Raw genomic sequence first — 25900 nt, 5'->3', positions numbered from 1 at the left:
TCAAATGAGTTTTTATTTTATTAAGCTATTTCCAGTCATTTCTGCTGATTTTTGGATTCCTAGTAGGTCTAGCATAGTTGGCGCTAAATCTCCTAGAATTCCATCTTCGCGTAAGGTTAAACCTTCTTTTGTGACAATGACTGGTACTGGATTTGTTGTGTGAGCAGTCATTGGATTTCCTTCAAGAGTTACAACCTCGTCGGAGTTACCATGGTCAGCAGTGATGATCGCAGCTCCACCTTTTTTAAGGATCGCATCTACGATTTCACCTAAACACTCATCAACTGTTTCAATTGCTTTAATGGTTGGCTCAAGCATTCCTGAGTGACCAACCATATCTGGGTTTGCAAAGTTTAATAAAATCGCATCATGATTATCTTCAGCAATTTCTTTTAAAAGTGCATCTTTCACCTCGTAAGCACTCATTTCAGGCTTAAGGTCATAGGTAGCAACTTTTGGCGAATTGATTAAAATACGAGTTTCACCAGGGAACTCCTGTTCACGTCCACCACTCATAAAGAAGGTAACATGAGGATATTTTTCAGTTTCGGCAATCCGAAGCTGTTTTAATCCGTTTTGTGAAAGAACTTCTCCCAATGTGTTATCTAAGTTTGTTGGTTTGAAAGCCACATATCCATCGACGCTTTCACTGAAGTGTGTTAAGCACACAAAGAATAGATCTTTCGGATGCTTAGGTCCACGGTCAAATGAACGGAAATCGTCATTTGTGAATGTGTTCGAAATTTGGATGGCACGGTCTGGTCTGAAGTTATAAAAAATCACAGCATCATTGTCTTGGATGGTTGCAACAGGTGAACCGTCTTCTTTTACAATGACTGATGGTAATACGAATTCATCGTAAATGCCGTTTGCATAGGAGTCATCAACAAGTTCAAATGCATTTTTATATGTAGGACCTTCTCCGTAAACCATTGAACGATATGAATTTTCAACACGCTCCCAACGCTTGTCACGGTCCATTGAATAATAACGGCCAGACAAGGTTGCAATTTCACCAACACCGTATTCCTTGATTTTTTCATCGAGCTGTTCGAGATAGATTTTCGCGGTTTGAGGACCAACGTCTCTTCCATCTAAAAAGCCGTGGATGTACACTTTTTCAATACCTTCTGATGCTGCTAGCTTTAACAATGCAAAAAGATGATCGATGTGACTGTGTACTCCACCGTCAGATAATAATCCGAATAGGTGTAGAGCTGTACCATTTTCCTTTACATGCTTCATCGCTGCAAGGAAGGTTTCATTTCTTTCAAATTCGTGGTCGCGGATGGCAACATTTACGCGGGTTAAGCTTTGGTAGACGACACGACCTGCGCCGATGTTTAAGTGTCCTACCTCTGAATTCCCCATTTGGCCTTCTGGTAAACCAACAGCCTCACCGCTTGCCTGTAATGTAGCGTGCGGGTATTTGTTCCAATAGCGATCAAAATTTGGTTTGTTTGCTTGGGCTACTGCATTTCCTTTTACTTCATCGCGAAATGCAAATCCATCTAAGATGATTAGTGCAACTGGTGATTTACTCATTGCTACCTGCCTCCAAAAGCTTAACAAAAGAGGAAGCATCGAGACTTGCTCCACCAACTAGAGCACCATCGATATCTGGTTGTGCCATGTATTCCTTAATGTTTTCTGGTTTAACACTACCCCCGTATTGAATGCGAACAGCGTCTGCAACATCTTGTGAGAATTGTTCAGCAACTACTTTACGGATGTGTGCACAAACCTCATTCGCATCTTCAGCAGAAGAAGATTTACCTGTTCCAATCGCCCAGATTGGTTCATAGGCAATGACAACTTCTTTCGCTTGTTCTTCAGTAAGACCTGCTAATCCTTTTTCTATTTGAGTTCCAACAAGGTCGTTTGTTTGACCTGCTTCACGTTGCTCTAATGTCTCACCACAGCATACGATCGGAACTAATCCATGAGCAAATGCTGCAAGGGTTTTTTGATTAACCGTTTCATCTGTTTCTGCGAACATTTCACGACGCTCAGAGTGACCAAGGATTACATAGTCAACACCTAAGTCCTTTAATGCTAAAGGACTGATTTCACCAGTAAATGCTCCACTCTCTTTAAAATGCATGTTTTGAGCACCGATTTTAAGGTCATAGTTTCCTTCCTTTACGTTTGCAACCAGACGCTCTAAAAATAGTGCTGGCGCACAAACGACAGAATCAACCTTTTCTGGTGATGGAATTAGACCATTGATTTCTTCTACAAATTGAACTGCTTCTGAAAGAACCTTATTCATTTTCCAGTTTCCTGCAATGATTGGCTTTCTCATGTTTCACCATCCCTTTCGATGTTGAGCTTTATGGAAAGGTGCTTTGATAACACCCCAATATTATTTATCGTTAAGTAGTTCGACTCCAGGAAGCTCTTTACCTTCCATGAATTCTAATGATGCTCCGCCACCAGTTGAGATGTGGCTCATTTTATCAGCAAGACCGAACTTTTCTGCCGCTGCAGCAGAGTCGCCTCCACCGATAATAGAATACGTATCAGTTGCATCAGCAAGTGCTTGTGCAACAGCTTTTGTACCATTTGCGAATGCATCTAATTCGAATACTCCCATTGGACCATTCCAAATCACAAGCTTAGACTTTTGGATGACATCTTTGTAAATTTCTGCTGTCTTTGGACCGATATCGAGTGCTTCCCAATCGCTTGGAATTTCCGTGATTGGAACAATTTTAATGTTCGCATCATTTGAGAAATCATCTGCAACTCTTACATCAACAGGCATATAGAAGTTTACGCCTTTTTCTTTTGCTTTTTTGATGAACTCGTTAGCAAGATCCATTTTATCTTCTTCTAAAAGAGATTTACCGATTTCATGGCCTTGTGCTTTTACGAATGTATAAGCAAGACCTCCACCAATGATCAAGTTATCTACTTTTTCTAAGAGGTTCTCGATGACACCAATTTTATCCTTAACCTTTGCTCCACCGATAATCGCAGTGAAAGGACGTTCTGGATTTGATAGTGCTTTGCCTAGTACTTCGATTTCTTTTTCCATTAAGAAACCTGCAACGGCTGGAAGGTGTTCGGCAATACCAGCTGTAGAAGCGTGGGCACGGTGTGCAGCTCCGAACGCATCATTAACGTATACATCAGCTAATGCAGCAAATTGTTTTGCAAGTTCCGGATCATTCTTCTCTTCACCAGGATAAAAACGAACGTTTTCTAATAAAAGAACATCGCCTTCGTTCATTTCTGAAATGGCTTGTTCAACCTCTGGACCATATGCCTCATTGGTTTTACGGACCTCGATACCTAAGTGCTCGCCTAATCGTTTCGCAACTGGGTCTAAGCGAAGTTCGTCTACCGCTTTTCCTTTTGGTCGACCAAGGTGACTTGCTAAAATAACCTTGGCTCCTTCTTTACGAAGGTACTCGATTGTTGGTAATGCTGCACGAATACGAGTCTCGTCTGTAACCTGACCATCTTGCATTGGAACGTTAAAATCAACTCGACAGAATACTCGCTTGCCTTTCACATCAATATCTCTTACTGATTTCTTATTCACTGGGAAGGCCTCCGTTCTATGTAATATACAAAACTTGTTCTGTGGCACATTTTTCTAAATGACATTAAAAAGGGAAGGGAACACTCCCTTCCCCACACAAGTTCTATTATAGTTGTTGTTGTTTAGGTTTCCAAGATTAATATGTTTTACTGTTTGATAAATGTGACATACTAATCAAATGGTAAATCAAATGCGCCTTGGCGTATTTGCGCCCGATTTTTTTCGAGCAAGCTCGAAAAGTTTCCTCTGAAAAATCGTGGCATCCGCCGGAGGCTTAATTTTATTCAGTAGGGTTTACTCCCTGCTGAATAAAATTATAGTCCTTTTGATGCAAGGTAATCTACAAGGTCAACTACACGGTGTGAGTAACCAGTTTCGTTATCATACCAAGAGATCACTTTAACCATGTTGCCTTCCATTACCATTGTAGAAAGTGCATCAATAGTTGAAGAATTTGCATTACCGTTATAGTCACCAGATACTAGTGGCTCTTCGCTGTAACCCATAATTCCGTTTAACTCATTTTCAGCAGCTTTGCGAAGTGCTGCGTTCACTTCTTCTACAGTTACTTCTTTATCTAATTCAGCAACTAAGTCAACAAGTGACACGTTTGGAGTTGGAACACGAACAGCTCCACCATTTAATTTACCCTTTAACTCAGGTAATACTAGAGAAACAGCTTTTGCTGCACCAGTAGTTGTTGGAATGATGTTTTCAGCTGCCGCACGAGCACGACGATAATCTTTATGTGGTAAATCAAGAATTTGTTGGTCATTTGTGTATGAGTGAATTGTTGTCATCATACCACGCTTAATTCCAAAGTTTTCATGTAAAACTTTTGCAAATGGTGCTAAGCAGTTTGTTGTACAAGAAGCATTAGAAATAACGTTGTGGTTTGCTGCATCATATTTGTCTTCGTTAACACCCATAACGATTGTGATATCTTCATCAGTTGCAGGAGCAGAAATGATAACTTTCTTTGCACCAGCTTCTAAGTGTTTCGCAGCGTCTGCGCGCTTTGTGAAACGACCAGTTGATTCAACAACAACTTCAACACCTAGGTCGCCCCAAGCAAGTTGAGCTGGGTCGCGCTCAGCCTTAACAAGAATTTCTTTTCCATCTACAACAAGGTTGTTTCCATTAACAGATACTTCTGCATCAAGAACACCATGAACAGAGTCATACTTTAATAGATGAGCTAACATGTTTGCATCTGTTAAATCGTTTACTGCTACTACTTCTACATTAGGATTTTTTAGAGCCGCACGTAATACGTTACGACCAATACGTCCAAAACCATTAATACCAACTTTTACTGCCATTTTGATTTCCTCCTTTTGTATGTGAAACCTAAAGAAATTTTTATATAAGGGTTACCCCTTTATTAACTCTTTTGCAGCACCTTCATCTGTAATTAACAGAGTTCCAGGGGCTTGCTTTAAGTAAGCTTGGATGGCGATTGCCTTCGAAGCTCCACCAGCTACGGCAATCACATCATGGATTGCAGGAAGATCCTTAAGCTGGATTCCAATCGTTTGAACCCGATGTACAACATTCCCATCTTCGTCAAAATAATAGCCAAAGGCCTCTGCGACCGCATGAGATTCAAAGATTTTTTTCATATCCTCTTCATCTGTCTTGCGACGCTTTGCCATTGTAATAGCGTCTCCTATTCCGTGAACAACCATACTTGATGACTTTATCAAGCTCAAGACATCTCGGATCGATGGTTCTGCCACAAAAGAATGGTACGCTTCATTGCTCACAACATCAGGTACATGAAGGAGTCGATAATCACCCGAGGCTTTTTCGGCCATTTTCGCGCAAATTGTATTTGCTTGATTTTCCACTCGTTCTCCTAACCCACCTCTTGCCGGTACAAATAAAATGCTTCGCCCTTTCGAATCTGGGGTCATCATTTCTGCCACCTCAGCAAGTGTTGTACCACCTGTAACTGCGACGATATTTTCTCCAAAAAGCCTTTGTTTTATTCTTGAAACGCAAGCTCTTCCCATTTCTTTTTTCACCCAAGGAGTCGTGTCACTGTCGCCTGGGACGACAATCACTTCTTTTATCTTTAACTTCTCCTTAAGTTTGGATTCTAAAACCCTTAAACCTAAAACTTCCTTCATTACATCCTCAAGGTCTTTTAAAAGCTCCGCGCCCTCTTTCGTCAAGCTCATACCTGCAGTGCTAAAATCCACGAGATTTTGTTTCTTTAAAAACTCAACTTCTCCGCGGAGGACACGTTCGCTATGACCAAGACTCGTTGAAAGATTCCTTCTTCCAATTGGCTGCATTAGTCGTATGTATTTGAGGATCTCATGGCGCTTTTGCATAACCTCGAGTAAATCGGGTAATAACTTCTGTTGTACCTCAATGATTGAACTCATCTTTTCATTTCCCCTTTTTTACCATAAGGGACTCTTTTTGTCCCGGTGTGACATATTATGTCCCACTTACAGTAAAAAAAAACACATCAGTGATAATTGAATATCGTCGGTTACATTTATTATAGTAACAATACTTTTAAAAGAAAGCAATAAATAAAGTGAAACTTCCTTCAAAGGGGGATTTCTAAATCCTTCTTTGATGGTTAGTTGAGGTCCACATGATGTGGGTCACAAAGACGTTGCCACAGGACGTGGCGTTCTTAGTCTTTGTTCTTATTTTCGGGCTTTTACGGGCAGTTGATTCACACCTATCCTAGATTGATTTATACATAGTCTCTTAAAGTGCGATTCTTACTGTCCGTTAATGCGGGGAAAACTGCCTATTTTTTAGGCAGTTGGGATAAACCTTATTTTTTCAATAAATGATTCAAATACTCTTGGATTGTTTCTTTATGAATGATCCCATACTCCACTTCAGTTCTACCGATTTCGATAACTGGAATCATGATCTGATATTTTTCCAAAAGTTGGTCATCTTTATAAATGTCAATTTCGTGAAGTTCTATCGGGTACTCTTCGCTTAATTCCTCAATTACTTTTTTTGCTTTTGTACAAAGAGAGCAATTCTCCTTTGAATACATCGTTACCTGAATGCGATTCAATTTTTTACACTTCCAATCTACCTGCTGTACCGTTTTCGTTTCGTCGAAGATGGTATGTTTAATTGGTCACGGTATTTTGCGATGGTTCGTCTCGATACAAGAATACCATGCTCCTCCTCAAGTATACTGACAATTTCTTGGTCTGACAAAGGCTTTTCCTTATTTTCCACTTCAATCATCTGTTTCATAACATTTTTCACTTGGGTAGATGACGTATCAGTCTCACCCGTTGTCTGGATATTCCGACTAAAGAAATACTTCATCTCATAAATCCCAAATGGGGTTTGCACAAATTTATCCTTTACCGCACGGCTAACTGTTGATTCATGAATGTCTAAAGCATCGGCAACATCACTCATAATGAGCGGCTTTAAATGTGCTGGTCCCTTTATAAAAAAATCCATTTGGCGATTAATAATTTCACTCATGACATTTTGCAAGGTCATTTTTCGTTGCTCCAAACTTCTCATGATCCACTGACACTGATCCACTTTTTCCTGAAGATAGGATTTTGTTTTGCTATCCTTTTCCTCTAAAAAATGCTGATAATATTGGATGTTCAACGATACCTTTGGCAGGTACGAGTCTTGCATTTTCATTGTGACGACACCGTCTTCTACCAGGATATCGAAATCCGGTACAATATAATGTGCTTCCCCGCCATGAAAGGCTGCTCCTGGTCTTGGCTTTAGCGTTTGGATAAAATCAAACACTTGCTGAATATCAAAAAGCTTTACATTTAGGTCCTTGGCGATTTCCTTCCATGACTTTTCGGCGAATCGTTCAAAATGATCTTGTATAATGATCTCCGCTAAACTGTTTCGGTTTGGGAGTGCCTTCAATTGTAAGAGAATACATTCCTGTAGAGATCTCGCTCCTACCCCAATCGGATCCAAGCTTTGAACAATACGAATCGCATTTTCAATGGTTTCTGTGTCGGTATTGAGATCCCTCGCTATTTCCTCTGTAGGAAAATACAAATACCCATTGCTGTCGAGTAGCTGGATGATATATTCACCCATCCGTTTTTTCTTGTTATTAATTTTCATATATGACAGTTGTGTTAGCAAATGCTCATATAAAGTTGTTTCTTTTTTACCAATATAGTCGATTGGATTAGTGTACGTATCTTTAGTGACCTTCATTTTTTTGGGGCGATCAAAGTCCGATCGTTTTACATCAATGAGGGGATTTTCTAGTGTCTGCTCTTCTAGAAATTTAGTCAAATCCAAAGAAGAGTATTGTAAAAGAGTAATTGCCTGCGTTAATTCCTTTGTCATGACTAGCTTTATAGATTGCTGTTGAAAAAGTCCAGTTTGCATATTCACTCATGGTTCCCCCTTCCTTTGAGTTATTCATTAATTGGAAGCGTTTACTTTTTTGTTCGCAATTTAAATTACCTTTTTGACTAAAAGGATACTACGTTAATTTTATCTTACTTCTATCGTATCGAAAAAGTTAAATTTTAGCACGCATTTTTATTCATTTTTTGAAAGAATCTACCTTAAAGAGGTGATTATTGTTGAAAAAGAATGAAATCATATACACAGGCCCAGTCACAGGAACACTGGACGAAGCGAAGAACAAAGAAGAGTTTGCATCAGAGTTCGATCCCATTCAAACGATGTGGGCTGTGAATCCAGTTGATGAGGACGTGTATGATGGAACATTGGGGTATAAGGATAATTAGGTTGATTTGAAAGTAGTAAAAGATTGTGATGGAGATGGCGTTATTCGTGCTATCGTTTTTGGAATTTAGAATAGTGAGGGGACGATTATGCGGTTTGCGATCCCTTTTTGTTCGATTTTGGACCGGTGAGGGGACGATTACACCATTTGCGTTCCCTTTTTGTTCAATTTTGATCCGATGAGGGGACGATTACGCCTTTTGCGTTCCCTTTTCGTACAATTTTGAACCGGTGAGGGGACGATTACTCCTTTTGCGTTCCCTTTTCGTACAATTTTGAACCGGTGAGGGGACGATTACACCATTTGCGTTCCCTTTTTGTTCAATTTTGGACCGGTGAGGGGACGATTACACCATTTGCGTTCCCTCTTTGTTCGATTTTGGACCGGTGAGGGGACGATTACCTCATTTAACAAAAAATGACCTGGAGATTTTCTCTGGTCATTTTTCTTATAGCGCCCTCGGCAGGATTCGAACCCACGATAAGAGAACCGGAATCTCTTGTGCTATCCACTACACTACGAGGGCATATTTTAGATAAACTGCACTCATCATTATAGGATAGAAAGCTTTTGATTGCAAGATGTATGTTTAAATCTCCTCAAATCGGTTATGATGGAATACGTATGAAATTTTGATTTTTTCCGTGCTTAAAGAGGTATGGGATAATCGTTTGTAGAATAGTATAAGGTAGTAAAGCGAATTGTTTGACCTTTACTGACCTTAATTGTATGATGGGAATACATAACAAACCTTTTAATTTGTTTGAAGGAGGAAGTAAAATGAATTTAATACCTACAGTTATTGAGCAAACAAACCGTGGAGAGCGCGCATATGACATCTACTCACGTTTATTAAAAGACCGTATTATCATGCTTGGAAGTGCGATTGATGATAATGTTGCAAACTCAATCGTGTCTCAGTTATTGTTCTTAGCCGCTGAGGATCCTGAAAAAGATATTTCTTTATACATCAACAGCCCTGGTGGTTCAATCACAGCTGGTATGGCGATCTATGATACCATGCAGTTTATCAAGCCAAAAGTTTCTACTATTTGTATCGGTATGGCTGCATCAATGGGTGCTTTCTTACTTGCTGCTGGTGAAAAAGGCAAGCGATTTGCGCTTCCTAATAGTGAAGTTATGATTCACCAACCACTTGGTGGCGCACAAGGGCAAGCAACTGAAATTGAAATTGCAGCGAAACGCATTCTTTTCTTACGCGAAAAGCTAAACCAAATTTTATCAGAGCGTACTGGTCAACCTTTAGAGGTTTTACAAAGAGATACAGACCGTGACAACTTCATGACAGCTGAAAGAGCAATGGAGTATGGTCTCATCGACAAGGTTATGTATCCACAAGATAACAACAAATAAGAAAAAAATCCTCTCACATCGCATCGTGAGAGGATTTTTTTATGCTTCTTTTTGAACAAATTCAGTTAAGGCTTCAACCGCAGCTTCTTCATCATTTCCCTCTGCGATTAGGGTAATTGTTGCACCTGAGCCAATGGCTAAACTCATTAGTCCCATTATGCTTTTAGCATTTACCTTTTTCCCATCCTTTTCTAAAAAGATGTCCGCAGAAAATTTATTTGCTTCTTGGACAAACATTGCTGCAGGACGTGCTTGTAATCCCGTTCTTAATACAACCTCTACATGTTTTTCAACCATTTTTCTTCCTCCTCAAATTTGTGTGCAATTCTTAAGTTGTTTGTTTTTTCTAATTCGTCGTTTTCTATTCTTACGTAGAACAAACCAAAAAGGTTTCAAAATGACAGCGCTTTATTTCTTTCCAAGTGAGCAAGGCCCTCACTTGATAGATTGGCCTGCACGGAGCTTGTCGGCAATTTCATCAATTTTTCGAAGGCGATGGTTAATCCCTGATTTGCTGATCTTTCCGGATGTTACCATTTCTCCTAGCTCTTTTAGAGTGACATCCTGGTAGGCGACTCTGAGCTCAGCAATTTCTCTTAGCTTATCTGGTAAAATGCCAAGACCGACTGTTTCATCAATGTATCGGATATTTTCTACTTGACGAATGGAAGCGCCGATTGTCTTATTTAAGTTTGCCGTTTCACAGTTCACAAGCCGGTTCACTGAATTTCGCATGTCGCGAACAATGCGTACATCCTCAAAGCGAAGTAATGCTTGGTGGGCGCCAATGACATTGAGGAACTCGGTGATTTTTTCCGCTTCTTTTAAGTACGTAATATAACCTTTTTTACGCTCTAATGTTTTGGCGTTTAGATCAAAAACGTTCATTAATTCACAAAGGGAATCATTATGATCTTTATATAATGAAAAAATCTCAAGATGGTACGAGGATGTTTCAGGATTATTAACTGATCCCCCTGCTAAAAAAGCTCCGCGTAAATAGGAGCGTTTGCAGCATTTTTTCGCCACAAGTGCCGGAGAGATTTCTTGTTGTAAGGAAAAACCTTCAAAAATCTTTAAATCTTCTAAAATATCCTTTGCGTCCTCAATAAGCCGAACAATATATACATTGTTTTTCTTGAGTCTCATTTTTTTACGAACGAGAAGCTCAACACCCACATTATAGCATTTTTTTAGCAATGTATAAATTCTTCTCGCAATAGCGGCGTTTTCCGTTTGGATATCCACCACTACTTTTTGATTGGAGAAGGAAAGTGCGCCATTCATTCGAATCAAAGCGGAAAGCTCGGCTTTTGCGCAGCAATCTTTGATGTCTAGGTTTGTCAGTTCTTTTTTCGTCTCTGATGCAAATGACACAGGTTCCACCCTCCTTTTATCATGAGGGTGATTGATTCAATCACCCATTTTTATTTTCTATAACCATATTATATAAAAGATCTGCTACTTTTGTTGTATCATGTCTTATTACATCGTTATCATATGAAATGATTTTATCATTAATGATGGATAGACCTAAAGTAGAAAGTCTTTCTACGTCATACACAACAGGCTTTGCTAGTTCTTTTGCATACTTTTCCTTGATGTGTTCTGGGATATCACCATCATTGACCAAAATGGTATCAATAAACCTTAAGCCCATATGATCCATTAAAGCCTGAACGTGGTCGCTCGCTGAATAGTTCAAGGTTTCCCCTGCTTGTGTCATCACGTTACAAATATAGACCTTTTTTGCTTTGGCTTTAACGACCTCATCACCAATTTTGGGTACAAGCAAATTCGGCAAAATACTTGTATATAGGCTGCCAGGGCCGATGACAATCATATCAGCTTCACGAATTTTTTCAATTGATTCGTTTAGTGGCTCCACATCATCTGGTGTTAAAAAGACACGTTTGATCTTTTTACCGGAGTAAGGAATTTTTGACTCCCCTGTAACAACAGTACCGTCCTCCATTTCAGCATTTAAAACGACACTTTTATTCGCTGCTGGTAGGACTTTTCCTCTTACTTTTAGGACTTTACTCATTTCAGTTACTGCGTGAACAAAATCACCAGTTATCGTTGTCATTGCCGCAAGGATCAAGTTTCCAAGTGAATGACCAGATAAGCCATTTCCACCTGCAAACCGATGCTGGAACAAATCCTCAATCAAGGGCTCCACATCTGAAAGGGCTGCTAATACATTTCGAATATCACCAGGTGGTGGAATATCCATCTCATCACGAAGGCGACCAGAGGATCCCCCATCATCCGCTACTGTTACAATGGCTGTAATATCAACTGGCTGATATTTTAACCCTCGTAAAAGTACGGAAAGACCCGTTCCCCCACCAATGATGACAATCTTAGGCTGTTTTGGATTGGTCATTACTTTCTTTCCTTTCTCCTCTCAATATCGCGGTGAGAAACATGAGTTTGATAGTCATCCTTGAAATGATTTGCGATATATTCGGCAAGAGTAACGGAACGGTGCTGTCCGCCCGTACATCCAATTGCAATCACAAGCTGGCTTTTTCCTTCCCGCTTGTATTGTGGGAGCATAAATGCAAGTAGATCCGTTACTTTTTCGATAAACTTCTGGGTTTCTGTCCATTTTAGAACATAGCTTGATACATCATTGTCAAGCCCAGTCTTTGGTCTCATCGCCTCGATGTAATGAGGATTCGGGAGAAAACGCACATCAAACACGAGGTCAGCATCAATCGGGATACCATATTTAAAGCCAAATGACATCACGTTGACCGAAAAGGTAGGTCTTGATTGCGATGCGAACTGCTTTAGAATTTTTTCCCGCAGTTCCCTTGGTTTTAATTCTGAAGTATCATAAATATACTGAGCCCTTCCCTTCATCTCCTCTAGGATTTCCCGTTCAGCCTGAATACCTTCGAGTGGCGAACCAGTTGGAGCTAGTGGATGGGAACGCCTTGTTTCCTTATAACGTGTAACAAGCGTTGCATCCTTTGCATCTAAAAATAAAATTTGCGGCGCAATCCATGAAACCTCTGAAAGATCGTCAAGGGATGCGAATAAGCTATCGAAAAATTCGCGCCCACGTAAGTCCATAACAAGCGCAACTTTATCCATTTTCCCTCCAGATTCCTTCATCAGCTCAAGAAATTTCGGAAGTAAAGTTGGAGGGAGGTTATCTACACAAAAATACCCTAAATCCTCAAAGCTTTGAATCGCGACTGTCTTACCTGCACCTGACATTCCCGTTATGATCACTAATTGTATTTCACTAGTTGAACCAACACTCATCGTTTTGCCTCCCCATATCTAACTAGGATCTAATCTGTATGAAAGTAATTCAAAATCTGGTGTATATGTAAATGTTCCATATATTACCCCAGAACCTTTAAGTACGTAATCCAAAATATGATAATCGCCAGGGGCCATCGGCAAATTAGGTATATCCTTAATATCCTGCCATTTCAGGATGCCCTCTTCGGATTCATCGACATTTTCGCCTTCAAAATCATTGGCTAAAAAAGAAAACATCATCCATTCGGAGGTTACCTTATCGCCTTCTTTAATGATAAATGTAAAAATCCCTTTAATATCTGGATTTTTAAGATATAACCCTGTTTCCTCACGGTATTCCCGGATACAGGAGTCACGGACTGATTCACCTGGCTCCATCTTTCCTCCAGGTGCTACCCACCATCCGCGTCGTGGCTTTTGCAATAGCAATACTTTATTATCTTTGCGTACTACGCAATTTGTTACTCTTTGCACTCTCTTTCACCCCAAGTCGGTCCCGTGTCAAGGCAGACCGTTTGTAAGCAATCTTATCGTTATTATTATACTATTTCTAACAGGTACTCACAACGAACAAGATTTACATATTGATTTTGAGACAAAAAAAGGGGGCACAGGGATAAACCTGTGCCCAAAATAAATCTATTTTATAAAAAGGGGGTCAATTACTACTATTATCATACTCAAAATATATTTCATCCGTGTTACAGGAGAGTTAAAACATAATTACGAATTTAAGGTTGTCCTTTACAAAAAGAAATATTCACCCGAATTCTATACGTTCTATTCCATATTCATAGTTCAAAAGCTTGAACCTTACGCATATATTTTAAGAAATGTGTGAACTTGCGCCAAATGAACGAAGGAGGAATGTGAATGAACGAAAAATTGATGATACGTCAAGAATTGATAGAACTTGACCAGAAACATTTTTTACATCCAACCTCACCGATTCAGCAACAACAGGATTTCGGTCCCGCGTTTATTTTTACAAAAGGAGAAGGTGTGTTCCTTGAGGACGTGAATGGAAAACGGGTGCTTGATGGCATGTCCTCTTTATGGAATGTCAATATCGGGCATGGCCGGAAGGAATTGGGACAAGCGGCTCAAGAACAAATGAACAAACTCGCGTTTAGTTCATGTTTTGCGACGTTTAGTAATGAACCCGCGATTCGGTTGGCCGCAAAGCTTGCAGACATCTCACCAGGAAACTTATCAACCACATTCTTTACCTCAGGAGGATCAGAAGCAAATGATACGGCCTATAAATTAGCTCGCCATTATTGGATGTTACGTGAAATGCCTGAGAAAAAGAAAATCCTCTCTCGAAAAAGATCTTACCATGGAGTTGCCATGGGCTCGACCAGTGCCACAGGTTTGAAGCCATTTAGAGATTTTACCAATTCATTAGCCCCAGATTTTTATTATACCGATAATATGTCAGCCGAGGATTTGCGACGAACAATTGAAACAGAGGGACCGGAAACAATTGCGGCATTTGTTTCAGAGCCAGTTCAAGGTGCTGGTGGTGTCCATATCGCATCTGATGGCTATTTTAAAGAAGTAAGAGACATTTGCAAGGAAAACAATATTTTATGGATAACCGATGAAGTGATAACCGGATTTGGCCGTACTGGTAAATATTTCGGTGTCGATCATTATGGGGTAGCGCCAGACATGATGTGCTTTGCCAAAGGGGTAACAAGCGGATATGCCCAATTAGGTGGGGTCGTCTTATCTGAACCGATTTTTGAAGATTTCAAAGAGCTTTCTACGGGAACACTTTTGCATGGATATACGTACAGTGGCCATCCAATGGCATGCGCGGTTGCACTGAAGAACATTGAAATCATTGAAAATGAGGGGTTGATTGAAAACTCTGCAAAAATGGGAGCTAAAATGCTTGATGGTTTTTCTTGGATTCAAAGTGAATCAAGTCTTGTCAGTCATGTTCGTGCTTTAGGTCTCATGGGCGCAGTTGAAATCAATACGCCCCAGCATGTAAAAGGGCCACTTGCCCCAAGAATTGTAAATGAGGCTGCTAAAATAGGGCTTATCTGTAGATCTGTCGTATTTGATGGGATGGATACCCTCGTCTTTGCACCTCCACTTTGCATAAATAAAGATGAAGTAAACCTATTAATTGAAATGCTGCATCACGCAATTTTTAGGGTTGAACGAAGTGTCTAATTCATCAATTTCAACCACTTCATCCACACAAAAAAAACTGCCCGATTCTTAATTGAATGAGGCAGTTTTTTTGATAAAGTTAGAATGCGATTGAAATGTATTTGACTTCAATATATTCATCAATTCCAAAGTGTCCGCCTTCTCTTCCAAGTCCACTTTCTTTAAAGCCACCAAATGGAGCTTGAGCTACTGAAGGAAGTCCATCATTTAAACCAACAATTCCATATTCGAGCTGCTCACTTATGCGTATAGCCTTCCCAATATTTTCAGTAAAGACATAAGCGGCTAATCCATATGGTGAGTTGTTCGCACGTTCAATGGCCTCTTCTTCCGTTTTGAAAGTGGTGACAGGCGCTAACGGACCAAATGTCTCTTCCTTCATACAAATCATCTCATCTGACACGTTTGCTAGAACTGTCGGCTCATGATAATAACCATCGTTATCGTAAATTCTTTTTCCTCCATGAAGGATAGTTGCTCCCTTTGAAACGGCATCCTCTATATGTTCTGTTACCTTTTCAAGTGCAGCCTCATCAATTAATGGTCCAATATCCACACCTTCCTCAAGACCGTTCCCCACCTTGAGATCAGCAACAGCTTTTTGGAATTTTTCCTGAAAAGCATCTGCAATAGACTCATGGACGTATATTCGATTTGTACAAATGCAGGTTTGACCCGCATTTCTAAATTTAGATCCAATTACACCTTCAACTGCTTTCGTAAGGTCAGCATCATCCATAATAATAAAAGGAGCGTGGCCCCCAAGCTCAAGGGAAATTTTCTTAACTGTATCAGCAGCCCCCTTCATTAACACCTTTCCGATCTCAGTTGAGCCTGTAAATGTCAATTTTCGAACACGTTCATCCTCTAGCCAAGCATCACCAATGGCGCGTGCATTTCCAGTAACGACATTAATAACACCATGAGGGATACCTGCCTCTCCGGCAAGTTCAGCAAGCCTTATGGCTGTAAGAGGGGTTTGTGAAGCCGGCTTTACGACAGCTGTACAACCCGCAGCAAGTGCTGGTGCTACTTTCCGAGTAATCATGGCGGCCGGAAAATTCCAAGGGGTGATGGCCGCAATAACTCCTACTGGTTGTTTGTGTACTAAAATTCGTTTATTTGGATGGGATGATGGAATTGTTTCCCCGTAGATTCTTTTTCCCTCTTCCGCATACCAGGAAATAAAGCTGTTTGCATAAGCAATTTCACCAACCGCTTCCTTTAATGGCTTTCCTTGCTCTTCTGTCATTAATCGACCTAGCTCTTCTTTATGTTCATCAATTAAATAAAACCATTTCATCAGTAACTGTCCACGTTCCCCTGCCGTTTTTTTAGACCATTCTTTAAAAGCAGCATGAGCAGCATCTACTGCTCTTCTTGCTTCAGGCTTTCCTCCCTTTGGAACGGAAGCGATTACCTTATTAGTAGCAGGATTGATAACTTCAATGATATCCTTCGTGTCACTTTCGACCTGTTCCCCATTAATGTACATAAAATGTGTTGGCATCTACACTACCTCCCTTTGAATCTCCCATGTTAATTCGTAAAAATATGTCTTCGTTGTTCAACTGTTTCAATGGATTGTTCTAAAATCTTCAGTCCTTCGTCTAGCTGTTCGTCGGTGATAATAATTGGCATCAGAAGGCGAATGACATTTCCATAGACACCTGCACTTAATAACAGGAGCCCACGTTTATTTGCTTCCTGAATAATTTCATTTGTTAGTTTCTTAGATGGAGTTTTTGTGAGGCGATCTTCGACGATCTCCATGGCGCACATCGCACCAAGTCCACGTATATCACCGATACACTCATATTTATCATACAACTGTTCAAACTTTTCGATAACCCTAAATCCGATTTTTTGTGCTTTTTCATTAAGTTGTTCTTCTTCAATAATATCAAGAACAGCTAAGGCTGCCCTACATCCAAGCGGACTTCCACTATAAGTACCCCCTAGTTCACCCGGATCTGATTGATCCATCATTTCCTTGCGACCAATTACCCCGCTAATTGGGACACCTGCCCCCATAGATTTCGAAACCGTGATAATGTCAGGAACGACATCAAAATGATCAATCGCAAAATAGCGTCCCGTCCTCGCAAATCCTGTTTGTATTTCATCGGCTATAAAAAGAATTCCATATTCTTTGCAAGCTTCATAGACTCCTTGAACGAAACGTTTACCAGGTATGATAAAACCACCCTCCCCCTGGACTGGCTCCATGACTACCGCGGCAATTGTTTCTGGGGCTACTTCGGTTATGAGGAAGTTTCGGAATTCCTCTACCATATATTCCTCATATTGATCAATCGTTAATCCTTGCGGTCGACGAAAATGATATGGATATGGTGCTTTATAAATCTCAGGCGCAAACGGACCAAATTCATATTTATAAGGCTTTACCTTGCTCGTCATTGTCATCGTTAATAAGGTTCTACCATGGAAGCCCTTTGAAAACGAAACAATACCCTGTCTTTTCGTATATTTTCTAGCAATTTTTACGGCATTTTCAACGGCTTCTGCACCACTATTTTGAAACAACACTTTTTTATCATGGTTTCCTGGAGCAATACGAGCAAGCCTCTCAGCAAGTTCAATATATGCCTCATACATCATAATATTAAATCCAGTATGAATAAATTGATCGATCTGCTCATGAAGAGCCTGCTTCACTTTTGGATGACAATGCCCTACATTAATGGTTCCAATCGCTCCAACGAAATCAATAAATGTGTTTCCATCGACGTCCTGAATTAAGGCTCCTTCTGCCGACTGGGCAAAAAGTGGTGCTCCAAAGCTAACTCCCTTTGGAACCGCTTGCTGTCTTCGTTCTAATAATTCTCTTGATCTATTTCCAGGTAGACTTGTTTTAATTGATGCATACCCCATCCTCCATCATCCTTTCTGAACTATGTTATTTTAATTAATGCAAAAACTATGCCAATAATTAAAGAAAAAAACGATTGATTCCATATAAGAACCAATCGTTTTTTCTTAGTACACATTTTCTATATTGCCATGCTGCTCAGCTACTATTTTTTGATATTTCCTACTAACAGAGGATTGACTTATTCCTAGTACTTTTGCTGCTTTCGTTGTCGTTTTGTATTGTTTTATCGCTAGTAATATTAGCTGTTCCTCAACCGATTCTATGGCTTCCTGAAGTGGTAGGATTTTTGTTACAATCGGCTTAGAACTTTTTACGTCCTTCCCAAGAACAAGGAATCGATTCACAAATTCAGCATCAATGGCTTCATCATCAGCTGATACCACAAGCCGCTCAATCATATTTTGAAGTTCTCGAATATTTCCTGGCCATGAATGGACCTCTAATAGATTTAGAGCATCAGGAGTTAAATGATAGTTCTTATCATATCGCTCATTCATTTGTTGGACGAAGTGAAAGGCAAGTAACGGTATATCCTCAGGTCTTTCTCTTAATGGCGGAATATGGATTGGTATCACATTTAATCGATAATATAAATCCTCCCGAAATTCGCGTTTTTCCACCATTTTTTCAAGGTCTTTATTAGTAGCTGCAACAATCTGAACATCCACTTTAATGGGTTTTGTGCTCCCAATTGGAATTACCTCTTGCTCTTGAAGAACCCTTAGTAGTTTCACTTGTAAATGCAATGGCATTTCACCAATTTCATCAAGAAAGAGGACACCCCCATCGGCTTGTTTAAAGTAGCCTTCCTTTCCATTTTTGTCTGCCCCTGTAAACGCGCCCTTGCTATACCCAAACAACTCACTTTCCAGTAGGTTCTCTGGAATTGCTCCACAATTCAGCTTAAGAAAAGGTTTTTTCGAACGTCTTCCTAGCTGGTGAATCGCTTGAGCAATCACCTCTTTCCCAACACCTGATTCTCCGTTTATTAAGACAGTTGAGGAAAAATCGGCAATCTTTTTTACCTGTGTCATGATTTCTTCCATTTTCGGACTACAATAAATGAGCTTTTTATAAAACAAATCCTTTGTTTTCATATCATCGAGTTCACGTTTATACTGGTCTGAAATTTCCTTCATATGGCGAAGTTCGTTCTTCAATTTTGTCGTTTCTGTAATATCCCGGGAGGCAATTATTATTCGAATAAGTTCCCCATTTTCATTAAATACTGGCTTCCCAACGGCAAGAATCCTTTTTCCAGCTTTCGTCTCTTGAACCACAGAAACTTTTTTCTTTTGTTCTAGGACTAATCTCGTAACCGAGGGGGTAAATAAACCTTTTTGTTCAAGTTCGATAATGTTTTTTCCTAGCAGGCTTTTTAATTCAACACCCCAAAACTGTGAGATTTCTGTATCACTAAAACGAATCAATTCTCCCTTCGCATTCACTACTAGAATTTCGTCGTAAACACTAGAAAGGATTGCTTGCATATCATGATTTAAATCCTTGATATATTCAATTTCATTCGCCATTTCTTCAACCATTGGAAGGTCTTGTACGATGATGACCATTCCATCAACCTGTTTCTCAGGAGTATAGATTGGGCTGTAATCAACTAAAACACTCATAGATGATGTAATGTGAAGCTGATTTAAAACTGTGGATCCTGTTTGAAATACGCTATTGATGTGTTCTTTTGCGAAGATTTTCTCTGCGGGTGTATGTAGTACATGTTCTGGAGACAATTTTATCATTTCTAAAGCTGATTCATTGTAGGACACGATATTTCTATCACGATCCACAACAAATATCCCCATTGGAATCGAGGTTAATATAACCTTCAATAAATCAATATTCTGGTTCCCTTGACGGAACATTTCAGCTAATAGTTCTTCTCTCGGTATGTATCCACTAATTTCTCCAGCATCGTCCCTTACCAAAGCAAAGGGCTCACCAATAATTTGGAAGACGATAGGTAGGGAAATCTTTTTACTTAACTGCGAGATTTTCTCGATAGGAATTAGTTGCTTCATAATCTTTTCTTCTGTGATTTCCTTCTCCTCTCCCCCATCCCTTGAAAATAATTTCATAGGGATATACCCAATGGTTCTTTGATTCTTTTTAATAAAAAGGTAGGGTTCTTGAGTTTTTCCAATACGAAACGCATCATGATCTCTTTCAAGTGATTCGATGTCCATTACAACTAAGGGTTTAATATTTTTTGGATCAACTGAAAACATGAACGACTATCCCCCTTTTTCCATATAGTCTATTATATCACTGATTATATAGAATTTTTGAATAAATCTAAAAATAAAAAAGAGAGAAGACATGATCTCCTCAAAATGTTCGCTACTCAATGATAAATGATTCATCTTTTACATAAGTGAGTACCATTCCTGGTATTACTTCATCCCCTATTTGTACCTCTATTGATTGAACACTCCCTCTAATTCCAACCTTGATAGCCTTATTTTCACCAGTCAGAGTTTGGATAATAAACAAGGGCTCCCCCTCATCTATTTTGGAATTTTCTTTTATGACAATCTCTTTAATAATTCCATGGTAGGGGCTAGTAATGATTTCGTCATGCTCCACTTATTCACCTCCTCATGTCTATGATGTAATTAGAAATGATGTTGCAAATAATGTGCCAAATCGAAGGTCGTTTAATATGCTTACTCGTAAGCATTCCACACTCAATAAATAGAATGATTATTCATTTATGCATAGGTTATTCATTCCTTCATAGCTTCTTCTTTTTTCTTTCATCTTCCTGATTGATACAAATTGGTATGATTTTTGCATCATTTTTAAATGACGACTTCGATTGGAGGAGATTCTTTGAAAAAAGCAAGCAACCAAACGATTACTGGAGGACATAGAATGGTGGAAAAATTAACAGGCACTCCTCGCCGAGATGGCTTTAGAATGCCTGGAGAATTCGAACCCCATCTGGGCACATGGATGCTTTGGCCCGAGAGAACGGACACCTGGAGATTAGGAGCCAAGCCCGCACAAAAAGCATTTGCCGAGGTTGCAATGGCAATTTCGAAATTTGAACCTGTCACAATAGGCGTTTCTGCAAATCAATATGAACATGTACGAGAAATACTTCCAGGCTCTATCCGTGTTGTTGAGATTTCCTCAAATGATGCTTGGATGAGGGATATCGGACCAACCTATGTAAAAAATGATGAAGGTGAAATCCGTGGAATTGATTGGGGATTTAATGCCTGGGGCGGGCTTGAACACGGTCTTTATTTTCCGTGGAACTTAGACAACTTAGTCAAACAAAAAGTGTTGGAAATTGACCGATTCAATCGTTATGATGCACAGGATTTTATCCTCGAGGGTGGCTCGATTACTGTTGACGGGGAAGGCACGCTTATAACAACTGAACAATGCCTATTAAATAAAAATCGAAATCCTCATTTATCCAAAGAGGAAATCGAACATCGCTTAAAAGAATATTTACATGTGGATACGATTATTTGGCTTAAAAACGGGATGCTTTTTGATGAAACAGATGGACATGTCGATGAAGTGGTCTTTTTCGTACGCCCGGGTGAAGTTGCCATGAGCTGGACTGATGATAAGTCCGATTCACAATACGACGTTTTATCTGAATGTTATAACCAACTAAAAGAGGCCAAAGATTCAAACGGAAGAAGGTTAAAGATCCATAAAATTCAAATCCCTACTCAAATTGAAATATCAGATAAGGAAAGTGAGGGTATTGACATCGCACGACACAGTTATGGTCGTATGCCAGGAACGAAACTTGCCTGTACGTATGTAAATAGCTATTTATGTAATGGCGGTGTTATAATCCCAGGGTTTGGAGATCCGTATGATTCAATCGCCCTACATCAATTTGAAAGACTTTTTCCCGAGAGAAAAGTTGTTCAAGTCAATACGAGGGAAATTGCGCTAGGCGGCGGAAATATTCATTGTATTACTCAGCAAATACCAATCTAGTACGAAATGATGAAAGGTTGTGTAAACATGAAGCGAGATAAAATGAAGATCGCATTGATACAGCATAGCTGTTCGGATGATCGACATGCTAATTTAGAAAAAACAATAGCCATGATCCGAAAAGCTGCAAATCAGGGGGCTCAGATCGTTTGTACACAAGAGCTTTTTACAGGTACGTATTTCCCGCAAACAATTGATGTCCATAAATATAAGTGGGCAGAACCCATTCCAGGTCCGGTAAGCACCCAAATGCAAGACCTGGCAAAAGAGCTTAAGGTTGTCCTGATTACCTCTTTGTACGAGTATGTAATGGATGGGCTTTATTTTAATACAGTGGTCGTTTTTGATGCAGATGGAACCAATCTTGGGAAATACCGTAAACATCATATCCCGGAAGGTCCTCAATATATTGAGAAATACTATTTCACAGAAGGGGATTCTGGTTATCCCGTTTTTGAAACAAAATACGGAACGATCGGTGTTCTCATCTGTTGGGATGAATGGTTTCCTGAGCCATCACGTATCCTTGCGTTAAAAGGAGCAGATATTATTTTCTATCCTTCAGCAATAGGTTCTGAGCCAGATAATCCTGAACTCGATACGTCTCAAACTTGGATGGATGCCATTCGAGCCCATGGTATTCACAATAATATTTTCATAGCTGCTGTGAATCGGGTGGGTCGAGAATATAGCAAGGAAGGGCAGATGGATTTCTACGGACGAAGTTTTATCAGTAATCCTTGGGGTACTGTTTTAAAAGAAGCGGAAACAAAGGGGGATGAAATTATCATGTCTGAAATTGATTTACATGAAATCACTAAGGCCCGAAATATTCTTCAATTCCATCGAGATCGAAGACCTGACAGCTATGGTGAATTATTAAAGAAGGTGTTGAAATGATGGAAGGGCCAAACCCGATAAGGCGCAAAGACCTTATCGGGTTTTTAGGTACCTCAATGAAAAAAGTGCCCAAGGATGCATCTCCAAGGGCAGCACAACCTATTTTTCACTTAACGTTTCTAATACCTGTTTAAAAGTGGCGATGACTTTGTCGACTTCTTCAATGCTGATGGTTAATGGCGGCTCAATACGGAAGGTTTTGGAATTAACCAAGGTTCCTGCTACTAATACTCCATGATCAAAGAGTCCTTTTGAAACCTCATAGCCAATTTCATCTGTATGGAACTCAACACCAATTAGTAAACCTTTACCACGAATTTCTAGTACTAATTCAGGGAATTCATTCCCAACTTCACGTAGCTTTCCGAGCATATATTCTCCGACCTCGGCTGCCCGCTGTGGAAGTTTTTCCTCAATCAAAACATCGATTGTAGCAATTGCTGCTGCACAGGCCAGTGGATTTCCACCAAATGTGGTTGTATGCATGAATGGATTAGGGAATAAGCATTTAAATACTTCTTCTTTTGCAACTACCGCACCCGCTGGCATTACACCCCCACCAAATGCCTTTGCTAAACAAAGAATATCAGGAACAACGCCATAGCCTTCTGCCGCGAACATTGTACCTGTACGTCCCATCCCTGTTTGTACCTCATCAAAAATAAGAAGCGCCCCAAATTCATCGCAAAGTTCACGAACCTGCTGCAGGTAGCCTTCCGGTGGAAGAATGACTCCGCCTTCCCCTTGAATAGGCTCAAGAATCACAGCATTTACATCTTCGCCCACTAGGGCACATGACTCAAATGTTCTCCTCATCGTTTCAATGTCACCAAATGGTACATGTCGGAAACCTTGTATCATGGGAAGGAATGGTTTCCTGAAGACTCCCTTTGCTGTCGCAGAAAGGGAACCAAGGCTTTTTCCATGGAATGCTCTTGTAGTGGCAATGAAGGTCGTTCTGTCACTATGCATTTTAGCTAGCTTAATAGCCGCTTCGACACTTTCCGTTCCACTGTTCACAAAGAAAGAGTATTTTAAGTCACCAGGTGTAATCTCAGCGAGTATTTTTGCAAGCATCGCCCGTAGTGGATCAAGTAAATCCTGGCTATGAAGTGCCTGACGATTTAGTTGGTCCGTAACGGCTTTGACTACCTTTGGATTTCTGTGACCCACATTATAGATCCCAAAACCACCCAAGCAATCAATATATTCCTTGCCATTTACATCCTGAAAGCAGGAACCCGAATCAGACCATTCAACAGCTGCAAATTGTTTATCCTTTGTGACCGTTTTTCGGTAGTCTAAAAATCCTGGGTTCACATTTTCTCTAAAACCATCAACTGTTTCTCGTGTCACCCATTCCGCTTCTTCCTTCGTAATTTGGTCCTTTTCAATGATGGACAATACCTTCTTGATATAATCGGTAACCCCAGAATAATCCTTTTTTTCAAGCTCTTTGTTCGTTGTATTGATAGTCATTTTTTCTCTCCCTCGTTTAGTTTTCGAACCAACCCGATGGTTCAACCTGTAAATTAATATTGATTTGCTTAACTTCTGTGAATTCCTCAAATCCAAAGGTTCCTAACCCTCGACCAATTCCACTTTGCTTATAACCACCCCAAGGTGCTTCATTGTAGGTTGGATGATATGTGTTGATCCATGTAATCCCCGCCCGAATTTTTTTAATTACACGGAGTGCTTTTGCACCATCCTGTGTAAATACCCCTGCTGCAAGTCCATAATCTGTGTTATTTGCTAGTTCGATTGCCTCTGCTTCATCTTTAAACTTTTGAACAACTAAAACCGGTCCAAAAATTTCCTCTTGAACTATTCTCATATCAGGTGTTGTATCTATAAATATAGTCGGCTCCACAAAATAGCCATTTTCTAAGCCGTTCTGAGTGATTCTGTTACCACCACAAACAAGCTTTGCCCCTTCCTGTTTGCCGATTTCGATATAGGATAATACCTTTTCCATATGCTGCTGGCTTACAAGTGAACCCATTTCAGTATTTGGATCATCTCCAGGACCCACCCGGATTTTTTTAGCTCTTTCTACTAATCTCTCAATAAACTTGTCATGAATGCTTTCCTCTAGCAGTAATCGCGATCCTGCAGAACATACCTGTCCCGCATTAGAGAAAATGCCAAATAAAGCATAGTCAACGGCTGTTTCAAAATCAGCATCTGCAAAAACAATATTCGGTGACTTTCCACCTAATTCTAGGGAAATCTTCTTAATATTGCCGGTAGCCGCCTTCATAATACTTCGACCTGTTGCTGTTCCTCCTGTAAAAGAAACCTTATCTACCTTATGGCTTTCGGCAATTTCATTTCCAACTGTTGCTCCAGGCCCCATTACCATATTCGCTACTCCTGCAGGGATACCGACCTCTTGAATGATTTCAAACAGCTTAATTGAGGTGACTGGGGTTACCTCAGAAGGTTTGAACACAATCGTATTTCCTGCAGCAAGGGCAGGTGCAATTTTCCATACCCCCATTAAAAGTGGGTAGTTCCATGGGACAATTAAGCCACATACACCAACCGGTTCACGGACCACCATTGCCTGCATTGGATCTGCTACATGATAGGTTTGACCGTCTGGCTTTGTTGCTAACCCGGCATAATAGCGAAAACAGGCCACGGCATCGCCCACATCAAATTCCGTTTCTCTAAGTGGTTTTCCATTATCTTCTGTTTCGAGTTTACTTATCTCATCAGCACGTTCCTCAAGTTTATCTGCAATTTTTAACAGGTAGGATGCCCGTTCCGCAGCAGATAAATCGGACCAAACTCCTGAATCAAATGCATGACGGGCTACGTCAATTGCAATTCCTGCGTCTTCAACATCTCCTTCTGCTGCTTCCGCAATGATTTTTCCATTCGCTGGATTTACGATAGAACGGGTCTTTTTACTTTGGGCATCGACCCATTCCCCATTTATAAACATCTTTAGCTTCTGCATTTCCATCCTCCCCTTTGG

The 25900-nt window shown here is 40.1% G+C and carries 23 protein-coding genes and 1 tRNA gene; 5 read left to right on the top strand and 19 right to left on the bottom strand.

Annotation, left to right across the window (positions count from 1 at the left end; all coding sequences use genetic code 11):
* Window positions 1–12 precede the first annotated feature (12 nt).
* From gpmI to rpoN, 7 genes are all read right to left on the bottom strand, one after another.
* The gene (gene gpmI, locus E1I69_RS04755) at window positions 13–1545 is read right to left on the bottom strand and encodes a 2,3-bisphosphoglycerate-independent phosphoglycerate mutase (RefSeq protein WP_136378457.1); all 1533 of its coding nucleotides are present in this window, start codon (window positions 1543–1545) and stop codon (window positions 13–15) included.
* Window positions 1538–2305 carry a triose-phosphate isomerase gene (gene tpiA / locus E1I69_RS04750; protein ID WP_136378456.1) on the bottom strand — a complete coding sequence of 256 codons (768 nt, stop codon included), beginning with the start codon at window positions 2303–2305 and terminating at the stop codon, window positions 1538–1540. The genes gpmI and tpiA overlap by 8 nt, the downstream gene beginning before the upstream one ends.
* A gap of 60 nt (window positions 2306–2365) precedes the next feature.
* Window positions 2366–3550 (bottom strand): phosphoglycerate kinase, encoded by a 1185-nt coding sequence (locus E1I69_RS04745; protein ID WP_136378455.1) that lies wholly within the window; start codon window positions 3548–3550, stop codon window positions 2366–2368.
* Window positions 3551–3864: 314 nt separating this feature from the next.
* Window positions 3865–4872 (bottom strand): type I glyceraldehyde-3-phosphate dehydrogenase, encoded by a 1008-nt coding sequence (gene gap, locus E1I69_RS04740; protein WP_116353409.1) that lies wholly within the window; start codon window positions 4870–4872, stop codon window positions 3865–3867.
* Between the two features lie 51 nt (window positions 4873–4923).
* Window positions 4924–5943: a sugar-binding transcriptional regulator gene (locus E1I69_RS04735; protein ID WP_136378454.1), complete on the bottom strand. Its 1020-nt coding sequence runs from the start codon at window positions 5941–5943 to the stop codon at window positions 4924–4926.
* A gap of 407 nt (window positions 5944–6350) precedes the next feature.
* Window positions 6351–6596 carry a glutaredoxin family protein gene (locus E1I69_RS04730; protein ID WP_136378555.1) on the bottom strand — a complete coding sequence of 82 codons (246 nt, stop codon included), beginning with the start codon at window positions 6594–6596 and terminating at the stop codon, window positions 6351–6353.
* Between the two features lie 26 nt (window positions 6597–6622).
* Window positions 6623–7927, bottom strand: a complete 1305-nt coding sequence (gene rpoN / locus E1I69_RS04725) for an RNA polymerase factor sigma-54 (protein WP_207308510.1) — start codon at window positions 7925–7927, stop codon at window positions 6623–6625.
* Between the two features lie 200 nt (window positions 7928–8127).
* Here rpoN and E1I69_RS24340 point away from each other — a divergent pair, with 200 nt between their 5' ends.
* Window positions 8128–8295 carry a hypothetical protein gene (locus E1I69_RS24340; protein WP_154670394.1) on the top strand — a complete coding sequence of 56 codons (168 nt, stop codon included), beginning with the start codon at window positions 8128–8130 and terminating at the stop codon, window positions 8293–8295.
* Between the two features lie 453 nt (window positions 8296–8748).
* On the opposite strand, the gene E1I69_RS04720 is transcribed toward E1I69_RS24340, so the two are convergent.
* A tRNA-Arg gene (locus tag E1I69_RS04720) sits at window positions 8749–8820 on the bottom strand.
* Window positions 8821–9074: 254 nt separating this feature from the next.
* Here E1I69_RS04720 and clpP point away from each other — a divergent pair.
* Window positions 9075–9668, top strand: a complete 594-nt coding sequence (clpP, locus tag E1I69_RS04715) for an ATP-dependent Clp endopeptidase proteolytic subunit ClpP (protein ID WP_116353406.1) — start codon at window positions 9075–9077, stop codon at window positions 9666–9668.
* A gap of 39 nt (window positions 9669–9707) precedes the next feature.
* On the opposite strand, the gene E1I69_RS04710 is transcribed toward clpP, so the two are convergent.
* The 5 genes from E1I69_RS04710 to E1I69_RS04690 all read right to left on the bottom strand — a co-directional run bounded on the left by E1I69_RS04710 (window position 9708) and on the right by E1I69_RS04690 (window position 13424).
* Window positions 9708–9965 (bottom strand): HPr family phosphocarrier protein, encoded by a 258-nt coding sequence (locus tag E1I69_RS04710; protein ID WP_136378452.1) that lies wholly within the window; start codon window positions 9963–9965, stop codon window positions 9708–9710.
* A gap of 138 nt (window positions 9966–10103) precedes the next feature.
* Entirely contained in the window at window positions 10104–11045 is a 942-nt protein-coding gene (whiA, locus tag E1I69_RS04705; RefSeq protein ID WP_136378451.1) for a DNA-binding protein WhiA, read from the bottom strand.
* Between the two features lie 40 nt (window positions 11046–11085).
* Entirely contained in the window at window positions 11086–12057 is a 972-nt protein-coding gene (locus E1I69_RS04700) for a gluconeogenesis factor YvcK family protein (RefSeq protein WP_136378450.1), read from the bottom strand.
* On the bottom strand, window positions 12057–12947 hold the full coding sequence (gene rapZ, locus E1I69_RS04695; RefSeq protein ID WP_136378449.1) for an RNase adapter RapZ: 891 nt from the start codon (window positions 12945–12947) through the stop codon (window positions 12057–12059). The genes E1I69_RS04700 and rapZ overlap by 1 nt, the downstream gene beginning before the upstream one ends.
* Before the next feature lie 18 nt (window positions 12948–12965).
* Complete coding sequence (locus E1I69_RS04690) at window positions 12966–13424, bottom strand: NUDIX hydrolase (RefSeq protein ID WP_136378448.1); 459 nt, start codon at window positions 13422–13424, stop codon at window positions 12966–12968.
* Window positions 13425–13823: 399 nt separating this feature from the next.
* On the opposite strand from E1I69_RS04690, the gene E1I69_RS04685 reads away from it, so the two are divergent.
* Window positions 13824–15137, top strand: a complete 1314-nt coding sequence (locus E1I69_RS04685) for an aspartate aminotransferase family protein (protein WP_136378447.1) — start codon at window positions 13824–13826, stop codon at window positions 15135–15137.
* Between the two features lie 79 nt (window positions 15138–15216).
* Here E1I69_RS04685 and E1I69_RS04680 read toward each other — a convergent pair whose 3' ends face one another.
* The 4 genes from E1I69_RS04680 to E1I69_RS04665 all read right to left on the bottom strand — a co-directional run bounded on the left by E1I69_RS04680 (window position 15217) and on the right by E1I69_RS04665 (window position 20631).
* On the bottom strand, window positions 15217–16632 hold the full coding sequence (locus E1I69_RS04680; RefSeq protein ID WP_136378554.1) for an NAD-dependent succinate-semialdehyde dehydrogenase: 1416 nt from the start codon (window positions 16630–16632) through the stop codon (window positions 15217–15219).
* Between the two features lie 44 nt (window positions 16633–16676).
* A complete protein-coding gene (gabT, locus tag E1I69_RS04675) occupies window positions 16677–18032 on the bottom strand; it encodes a 4-aminobutyrate--2-oxoglutarate transaminase (RefSeq protein WP_136378446.1) in 1356 nt (451 codons plus the stop codon).
* A 105-nt stretch (window positions 18033–18137) separates the two neighbouring features.
* On the bottom strand, window positions 18138–20273 hold the full coding sequence (locus tag E1I69_RS04670; protein WP_136378445.1) for a sigma 54-interacting transcriptional regulator: 2136 nt from the start codon (window positions 20271–20273) through the stop codon (window positions 18138–18140).
* 112 nt (window positions 20274–20385) lie between these two features.
* Window positions 20386–20631, bottom strand: coding sequence for a biotin/lipoyl-containing protein (locus tag E1I69_RS04665; RefSeq protein WP_242634532.1), 246 nt, complete (start codon window positions 20629–20631; stop codon window positions 20386–20388).
* A 291-nt stretch (window positions 20632–20922) separates the two neighbouring features.
* Between E1I69_RS04665 and aguA the strand changes: the two genes are divergently transcribed.
* Both aguA and E1I69_RS04655 read left to right on the top strand, forming a co-directional pair.
* Window positions 20923–22014 (top strand): agmatine deiminase, encoded by a 1092-nt coding sequence (gene aguA / locus E1I69_RS04660; protein ID WP_431731860.1) that lies wholly within the window; start codon window positions 20923–20925, stop codon window positions 22012–22014.
* A 27-nt stretch (window positions 22015–22041) separates the two neighbouring features.
* Complete coding sequence (locus tag E1I69_RS04655) at window positions 22042–22914, top strand: carbon-nitrogen hydrolase (RefSeq protein ID WP_136378444.1); 873 nt, start codon at window positions 22042–22044, stop codon at window positions 22912–22914.
* 99 nt (window positions 22915–23013) lie between these two features.
* Here E1I69_RS04655 and E1I69_RS04650 read toward each other — a convergent pair whose 3' ends face one another.
* Window positions 23014–24393, bottom strand: a complete 1380-nt coding sequence (locus tag E1I69_RS04650; protein WP_136378443.1) for a putrescine aminotransferase — start codon at window positions 24391–24393, stop codon at window positions 23014–23016.
* Window positions 24394–24409: 16 nt separating this feature from the next.
* On the bottom strand, window positions 24410–25882 hold the full coding sequence (locus tag E1I69_RS04645; RefSeq protein ID WP_136378442.1) for an aldehyde dehydrogenase family protein: 1473 nt from the start codon (window positions 25880–25882) through the stop codon (window positions 24410–24412).
* Window positions 25883–25900 lie beyond the last annotated feature (18 nt).

The sequence above is a fragment of the Bacillus timonensis genome (genome assembly GCF_004799755.1).
GTDB classification, from domain to species: Bacteria; Bacillota; Bacilli; order Bacillales; family Bacillaceae_L; genus Ferdinandcohnia; species Ferdinandcohnia timonensis_A.
The sequence above is the reverse complement of the archived record's forward strand: the minus strand, read 5'-3'. Positions and strand labels throughout refer to the sequence as shown.

Coding starts and splice junctions, on each gene's coding strand:
- E1I69_RS04680 (WP_136378554.1), bottom strand. CDS start 16,632: ATGTACATTAATGGGGAACAGGTCGAAAGTGACACGAAGGATATCATT.
- tpiA (WP_136378456.1), bottom strand. CDS start 2,305: ATGAGAAAGCCAATCATTGCAGGAAACTGGAAAATGAATAAGGTTCTT.
- gabT (WP_136378446.1), bottom strand. CDS start 18,032: ATGGGGTATGCATCAATTAAAACAAGTCTACCTGGAAATAGATCAAGA.
- gpmI (WP_136378457.1), bottom strand. CDS start 1,545: ATGAGTAAATCACCAGTTGCACTAATCATCTTAGATGGATTTGCATTT.
- E1I69_RS04670 (WP_136378445.1), bottom strand. CDS start 20,273: ATGTTTTCAGTTGATCCAAAAAATATTAAACCCTTAGTTGTAATGGAC.
- gap (WP_116353409.1), bottom strand. CDS start 4,872: ATGGCAGTAAAAGTTGGTATTAATGGTTTTGGACGTATTGGTCGTAAC.
- E1I69_RS04735 (WP_136378454.1), bottom strand. CDS start 5,943: ATGAGTTCAATCATTGAGGTACAACAGAAGTTATTACCCGATTTACTC.
- E1I69_RS04710 (WP_136378452.1), bottom strand. CDS start 9,965: ATGGTTGAAAAACATGTAGAGGTTGTATTAAGAACGGGATTACAAGCA.
- E1I69_RS04685 (WP_136378447.1), top strand. CDS start 13,824: ATGAACGAAAAATTGATGATACGTCAAGAATTGATAGAACTTGACCAG.
- E1I69_RS04645 (WP_136378442.1), bottom strand. CDS start 25,882: ATGCAGAAGCTAAAGATGTTTATAAATGGGGAATGGGTCGATGCCCAA.
- E1I69_RS04650 (WP_136378443.1), bottom strand. CDS start 24,393: ATGACTATCAATACAACGAACAAAGAGCTTGAAAAAAAGGATTATTCT.
- rpoN (WP_207308510.1), bottom strand. CDS start 7,927: ATGCAAACTGGACTTTTTCAACAGCAATCTATAAAGCTAGTCATGACA.
- rapZ (WP_136378449.1), bottom strand. CDS start 12,947: ATGAGTGTTGGTTCAACTAGTGAAATACAATTAGTGATCATAACGGGA.
- clpP (WP_116353406.1), top strand. CDS start 9,075: ATGAATTTAATACCTACAGTTATTGAGCAAACAAACCGTGGAGAGCGC.
- E1I69_RS04655 (WP_136378444.1), top strand. CDS start 22,042: ATGAAGCGAGATAAAATGAAGATCGCATTGATACAGCATAGCTGTTCG.
- E1I69_RS04700 (WP_136378450.1), bottom strand. CDS start 12,057: ATGACCAATCCAAAACAGCCTAAGATTGTCATCATTGGTGGGGGAACG.